This window comes from Pseudomonas sp. GM24 (genome assembly GCF_000282235.1).
In the GTDB taxonomy this organism is placed as follows: Bacteria; Pseudomonadota; Gammaproteobacteria; order Pseudomonadales; family Pseudomonadaceae; genus Aquipseudomonas.
Window position 1 is genome coordinate 1 of record NZ_AKJR01000302.1, and the last position, 6843, is coordinate 6843.

A 6843-nucleotide genomic window follows, 5' to 3' on the forward strand; every position below is an offset into this window, starting at 1 on the left:
CGCTATCGCGAGCAGGCTCACTCCTACAGGGTATTGCGGTGAATTCTGGACATAAAAAAGGGCCTGCAATTGCAGGCCCTTTTTTGTTTCGCGATTCTGTTTAAGGCTTGTGCGCCCGCGACAGGAATTCGTGCGATTGCATCTCCAGCAGACGGCTCAGCGTGCGCTGGAATTCGAAATTCAAGCGGCCGCCGGTGTACAGATCCTTCAGCTCGACTTCAGCGGAGATGATCAGCTTGACGTTGCGGTCATAGAACTCGTCAACCATGTTGATGAAACGGCGGGCGATGTCATCGGTGGTGACGCTCATCTGCTCGACACCGCTGAGCAGCACGGCGTGGAAAATCTTGCCCAGTTCGATGTAGTCGTTCTGGCTACGTGGGCCGTCGCACAGTTCGCGGAAGTCGAACCAGGCCACGTCGTCACACGTGCGCAGCGCACGGATCTCGCGGTTTTCGATCATCAACACGTCGTTCTCGACCGCTGCGGTGCACTCTGGCGTCAGAGCCTTGAAGCTCTTGCGCAGGCTTTCGTGAGCGGCTTCGTCGAGCGGATAGTGGAACAGTTCCGCTTGTTCGAGGTGACGCAGACGGTAGTCGACACCGCTGTCGACGTTGACGATCTCGGTGTTCTGCTTGATCAGGGCGATGGCTGGCAAGAAACGCGCGCGTTGCAGGCCGTCCTTGTACAGACCGTCCGGCACGATGTTCGAGGTCGCGACCAGGGTCACGCCATTCTTGAACAACTCTTCCATCAGCGTGCCGAGGATCATCGCGTCGGTGATGTCGGAGACGAAGAATTCATCAAAGCAGATCACCCGCGACTCGGTCGCAAAGCGCTTGGCGATGATGGTCAGCGGGTTTTTCTCGCCGCCGAGGGTTTTCATCTCTTCGTGCACACGCTTCATGAAGCGGTGAAAGTGGGTGCGGGTCTTTTCCTTGAACGGCAGCGCTTCGAAGAAGGTGTCGACCAGATAAGTTTTGCCGCGACCTACGCCGCCCCAGAAATACAGGCCCTTGACCGGCGTCTGATCTTTTTTGCCGAACAGTTTGCTCAGCAGACCCGGTTTGTTCTGATCGGCGGCGATCAGATCCTCGTACAGACGCTGCAGATGACGCACAGCAGTTTCCTGCGCGGCGTCATGGAAGAAGTCCGGGCGTTTCAGATCAGCTTGGTATCGTTCTAGGGGCGTCATAATTCGTTAGCAAGGCAACAAAAACGGGCCGTCACTGTAGCGACGGCCCGTGGGAATGGCAATCGGCCCTTGGTCGGACCGTGCCGCCGATTAGTCCTGAACCGGGGTCAGCGCGACGCGCAAAGCCTCGATGGCCGCGTCCCGCGCAGCAGCGTCGGCGAATGCCGGGCTGTCGCCAACGCACTCGCCATGCAGCCACACACTGAAGTTCAGGTCTTCTTTACGCACCTCCAGATTGAGACCGGCTTGCAGCTCCTTGGTCACCTGCCCGGCGGTTTTACCATCGGCGAAGTTGCGCGACAGCAGCAGTTGCTCGCCATCGGCCGCCAGCAGACGGAAACGGAAGCTGCCGTCGTCTTCACGGAAGCTGACGAAGCGTGCGGCTTTTGCGGCTTTCTTCTTGGTCGTCGCGGCAACCTGAACCTGATTGACGAAGGAACGCAGGCCAACGGCTTCGCGCAGTTCGTTGAGGAACGGCGTTGCCACGGCACGGGCTTTCTTGGCGCCGATCTGCAGGATGTCTTCCAGATCCGCCGGGCGCTCGATCAACTGGTGATATTTGTCGCGCGCGTCGCCGAGATCGTTGTCGAGCAACTGGAACAGACGGTTCTTCGCCTCGCCCCAACCCAGACCGCCGAGCAATTCGCTGCGGAATTCGTCAGCCTGCGCTGGCGTGGCGAAGGCCTGGAACAGGGTGAACAGGTGCGAGTTGTCAGGATCCTTGGCTTCGCCTGGCGCTTTGGAGTCGGTGACGATGCGGGAGATCGCGTCCTTCATCTCTTTGGCGCTGGAGAACAATGGGATGGTGTTGTCGTAGCTCTTCGACATCTTACGACCGTCGAGGCCCGGCAACGTCGCCACGCTTTCTTCGATCAGCGCTTCAGGCATGGTGAAGAATTCTTTGCCCTGACCGAACAGGTGGTTGAAGCGCTGACCGATGTCGCGGGCCATTTCCACGTGCTGGATCTGGTCACGACCGACCGGTACTTTGTGCGCATTGAACATCAGGATGTCCGCCGCCATCAGTACCGGATAGCTGTAGAGGCCCATGGTGATGCCGGCGTCCGGGTCTTCACCGGTTTCGATGTTCTTGTCCACCGACGCCTTGTAAGCGTGCGCACGGTTGAGCAGGCCCTTGGCGGCCACGCAGGTCAGCAGCCAGGTCAGCTCAGGGATTTCCGGGATGTCAGACTGACGGTAGAACGTCACGCGGTCGACATCGAGGCCACCGGCCAGCCAGGTCGCGGCGATTTCCAGACGCGAGCGCTGGATGCGCAGCGGGTCATCGCATTTGATCAGGGCGTGGTAGTCGGCCAGGAAGTAGAACGAATCGGCATTGCTGTCGCGGCTGGCGAGGATCGCCGGGCGGATGGCGCCGGCGTAGTTGCCCAGGTGCGGCGTGCCGGTGGTGGTGATGCCGGTGAGGATACGGGTACGGTTCGTCATGGGTAATCGCTTGTCAGACTGCAATCAATTCGAGAGACGCGGCAGGATCAGATCCTTGAGATCGGTCAGCTTGCCATGAAAAAAGTGTCCGCATTCTGCCACTTTCAGCAGCTCATGGGGGCGCTGGAGTTTTTCCGACCAGTCGTAAACCAGTTGCGGATCGATGACTTCGTCGGTTTCCGGCTGGATCACCGTGAGTTCACCCTGCTGCGGCAGTTGATCCTGCTCGCCCAGACGCATCACCGCCGGAGCAACCATGAACAGGTGCTCGAGCTGTACGCCCTGCGCTTCGAGTCGACCGCCGAGACTTGCTGCAACAAATCCGCCGAAGGAAAAACCGAACAGGGTCAGCGGCAGATCCGGGTGTTTTTCTCGCAGCCATGCAGCGGCAGCCTGAGCATCGTCGATCTCGCCGATGCCCATGTCGTGCGAACCTTCGCTGGCACCGACGCCACGATAGTTGAAGCGCAAGGTAATCAGGCCCGCATCGCGCGCGGTGCGCTGCAGGGTCGAGACGACCTTGTTGAGCATGGTGCCGCCCTGCACCGGGTTCGGGTGGCAGATCAGCGCGATGCCGATTGGCTGCTCGTTATCCAGGTACAGAGACTCAAGTTGACCCACCGGGCCGTCAATCACTACAGGGGTTTCACGCATCAGCAAGGAAGGAACTCCGTGACCTCGAATCAGGTCGACTCGTCTAGCAAATTGTCTGTGCCAATCTATTGCGAGTGAATCGCGGTATACAGCGCAGGTTCGAGCCGTTAACGTAAAGCAAAGCCGTTTATAGAGGAAGGACTCGTGGAACACTCGCTCTTAGTTTGGTTGTTACCGACTCTTGCCCTGGTTGTGGGTGTCGCCATTGGATTCCTGATCGCGCGCGTTGCGCCGAACGCCGCGCCGAGCCGTACGCAGCGTCAACTGGATGATATCCAGGAGCGTTTCGACAGTTATCAAAACGAGGTGGTCACCCACTTCAACAGCACCGCGATGCTGGTCAAGAAGCTGACCCAGAGCTATCAGGAAGTGCAGGATCATCTCGCCGAGGGCGCCAATCGTCTGGCCCTGGACGAGCAGACCCGCCAGCGCCTGATCGCCGCCCTGCACGCTGACGCGGCAGTCGCACCACGTGAACGCCTGACGCCACCGCGCGATCAGGAGCCGCCACGTGATTACGCACCGAAGACCCCGAACTCACCGGGCATGCTCGATGAGCATTATGGTTTGAAGAAGTAATCAGCCTTCGCTGACAAACAAAAAGCCCCCGGACAGTGATGTGTCCGGGGGCTTTTTTGTATCCGATGATTTGTGCCTGTTTGTTATGCCCCCTTCGCGAGCAGGCTCGCTCCCACAGGGTTAGGTGTGGAACACAACTTTTGTGTACATCATCAATTCCTGTGGGAGTGAGCCTGCTCGCGATGAGGCCATAACAGGCCAGACAAAAAAATGCCCGATCACTGGACCGGGCATTTTTTCATTCAGGCTAGCGCTTACGGATACTGCTGAACCGTACCCGGCTGCTGTTGCTGCTGACCACCATACTGCTGACCCGGGATCGCCTTCAGGTTGACTTCAACCCGACGGTTCTGCGCCCGGCCATTCACGTCACCGTTGCTGGCAATCGGGTTATCCGGACCGGCGCCACGGGCCGAGAGGTTGGCACCGCTGACACCTTGCGAGGTCAGATAGGTCGCCACGCTCTGCGCACGACGCTGCGACAGGTCCATGTTGTGCTGGCGGCTGCCGGTGCTGTCGGTGTAGCCAACAATTTCGATCTGGTTCTGGTTGAATTCTTTCAACGAGTTGGCCAGGTTGTTCAGCGGCTGGTAGAAGCTGGAAGCGATGTTCGCCGAGTCGGTAGCGAAGGTGATATTGCCCGGCATGATCAGCTTGATCTGATCGCCCTGACGCTGCACTTCAACACCGGTGTTGGCCATACTCGCGCGCAGTTTCTTTTCCTGCTGGTCGGCGTAGTAACCGTAACCGGCTGCGGAGGCACCCACCACAGCCGCACCGATCAGGGCACCTTTGCCGCGGTTGTTGTGGTCGATGGCGGCACCGGCGAGCGCACCGGCCAGAGCACCGAGGCCACCGTACTTGGCGGTTTTGCTCATGCCTTGCGAGCCACCGTCAGCCTGGCCCTGATTGTCATACGGGTTAGGCGAGGCACAGCCGGACAGCAAGGCCACGGCAGTAGCGACAATAATCAAACGACGCTTGGTGAACATGGAGAGCTCCTGGTTTTTCGCATTCTGTGGTGCAGCGGCCACTGGGTTAATGGACCTGCGCGGGCGTTTGATCATGACAATGCACAAAAATTCCGCCGGGCACTCGTGACAAAATATTTAGGCGCGCACAAACGGGTTTTCGCGCATCTCGTCCCCCAGACGCGTATCCGGCCCATGTCCGGTCACCACGATTGCGTCCTCGTCCAAGGTATATAGCCGCTGCTTGATCGAACGCACGATGGTCGCCTGATCGCCGCCCCACAAATCCGTACGCCCTACGCCGCGACGAAACAACGTGTCGCCGGCTATCAACAGCTTAGCCTCGGAAAACCAAAAGCTCATGGAACCGGGTGTATGACCTGGCGTATGCAGCGCCACGCCGCAGCCGCAGGCCAGCTCTTCGTCGTCGCTCAGCCAGCGATCCGGCGACGGCACGGGCACATACGGCACACCGAACATCTGGCATTGCATTTCCAGGTTGTCCCACAGGAATTGATCTTCCTTGTGCAGGTGCAGGGTCGCGCCGGTTTTTTCCTTCATTTGCCCGGAAGCGAGAAAATGATCCAGATGCGCGTGGGTGTGAATGATGCTGACGACTTTCAGGCCCAGCGCATCAAGGCGCGCCATGATCAGATCAGGGTTGCCGCCGGGGTCGACGACGATGGCTTTCTTGGTCAACGGGTCGCCAATGATCGTGCAGTTGCACTGCAAAGGGCCGACGGGGAAGGTTTCGCGGATGAGAGAAGGCGTTACAACTGACATGAAAAATCCTCGACAGACGGCGGACAGCATTTTTTCAGGATTCTACTGCACGCGCCGATACAGAATGCCAGGCCAGTAATTTGACGCCACTAATCAGAAAATAGTGGCCCTATGATGTCAAATGTATAAATTCTGGTGCAAAATCGCGTTTTTTTTGTAGCGGCCGCATTCAGGAAGGGTCGCATAGCTCTCAGGAAATCCTATGCCAACGCCCAAGACGTATTCGATCAGTTTGCCCTCCACGCTGACGGGCAATGCCCTCGTCGACAGCCTCATCTCCGGCACCTATTGGCTGGGAGCCAACTGGAGTCCGACTGGGCCGACCAACCTGAGCTATAGCTTCATGGCACCGGTCACTTCGTATTTCGTGACTGATTACAGCCCCGACAACGAATACAACGCACTGTATGAGCTCACGGCCGGGCAAAAAACCGCCATCACCAGCGCGCTGGGCGCCTGGAGTGCCGTCGCCAACCTCAACTTCACGCTGACCACCGACACCCTTTTCAACGTCGGCGACATGCGTTTTGGCGGCTATCGCTTGATGGACGACAAGACCGCTGCGTGGGCTTACTTCCCGGCCAATACGCCAGTCGCCGGCGATGTCTGGATCGGTCCGCAGACCAATGATCCGAACCCGGGCAAAGGCACCTACGACTACATGACGTTCGTGCATGAAATCGGCCATGCGCTAGGACTCAAGCACCCGTTCGACGCCAGCTCGACCAACAAGACCCTGCTCGACCCGACGCTCGATGATGTTCACTTCACGGTGATGAGCTACAACAGCAATTATTCCTACCAGCCAACCACGCCAATGGTGCTGGACATCATCGCGATCCAGAGCCTGTATGGCGCCAACATGGCGTGGCAGGCCGGTGACACTGTTTACAAGTGGGCAGCCAACCAGTCGATTTTCGAGACCATCTGGGATGGCGGCGGCAACGACACCATCGATGGCAGCAACCAGCTCGCAGCCGTCAGCATCAACCTCAATGAAGGCGCTTACAGCCAGATCGGCAAGGCGTTCATCGATTACAACAACCAGACCGCGATCAATGACGGCCTGGCGATTGCCTACGGGGCGAAGATCGAGAACGCCATCGGTTCTGCGTTCAACGACATCCTCACCGGTAACGCGCTGAACAACACGCTTGATGGCGGCGCAGGTGCCGACACCATGTCCGGTGGCGATGGCGTCGACACCTACTACGT

The 6843-nt window shown here is 58.6% G+C and carries 7 protein-coding genes; 2 read left to right on the plus strand and 5 right to left on the minus strand.

What is annotated here, in order from left to right; genetic code table 11:
• Positions 1-100: 100 nt before the first annotated feature.
• The 3 genes from zapE to PMI23_RS27190 form a co-directional block, all read right to left on the minus strand.
• Positions 101-1195 carry a cell division protein ZapE gene (gene zapE, locus PMI23_RS27180; RefSeq protein WP_034156483.1) on the minus strand — a complete coding sequence of 365 codons (1095 nt, stop codon included), beginning with the start codon at positions 1193-1195 and terminating at the stop codon, positions 101-103.
• 90 nt (positions 1196-1285) lie between these two features.
• Complete coding sequence (locus tag PMI23_RS27185; RefSeq protein ID WP_007917052.1) at positions 1286-2641, minus strand: tryptophan--tRNA ligase; 1356 nt, start codon at positions 2639-2641, stop codon at positions 1286-1288.
• A 24-nt stretch (positions 2642-2665) separates the two neighbouring features.
• The gene (locus PMI23_RS27190) at positions 2666-3295 is read right to left on the minus strand and encodes an alpha/beta hydrolase (RefSeq protein WP_042705054.1); all 630 of its coding nucleotides are present in this window, start codon (positions 3293-3295) and stop codon (positions 2666-2668) included.
• Between the two features lie 144 nt (positions 3296-3439).
• On the opposite strand from PMI23_RS27190, the gene PMI23_RS27195 reads away from it, so the two are divergent.
• Positions 3440-3874, plus strand: coding sequence for a YhcB family protein (locus PMI23_RS27195; protein ID WP_007917055.1), 435 nt, complete (start codon positions 3440-3442; stop codon positions 3872-3874).
• A 254-nt stretch (positions 3875-4128) separates the two neighbouring features.
• On the opposite strand, the gene PMI23_RS27200 is transcribed toward PMI23_RS27195, so the two are convergent.
• Entirely contained in the window at positions 4129-4866 is a 738-nt protein-coding gene (locus tag PMI23_RS27200; protein WP_007917058.1) for an OmpA family lipoprotein, read from the minus strand.
• 117 nt (positions 4867-4983) lie between these two features.
• Complete coding sequence (locus PMI23_RS27205; protein WP_007917060.1) at positions 4984-5628, minus strand: MBL fold metallo-hydrolase; 645 nt, start codon at positions 5626-5628, stop codon at positions 4984-4986.
• Between the two features lie 202 nt (positions 5629-5830).
• On the opposite strand from PMI23_RS27205, the gene PMI23_RS27210 reads away from it, so the two are divergent.
• Positions 5831-6843: M10 family metallopeptidase (locus PMI23_RS27210; protein WP_007950233.1), on the plus strand; the 1013-nt coding region annotated here is incomplete at its 3' end.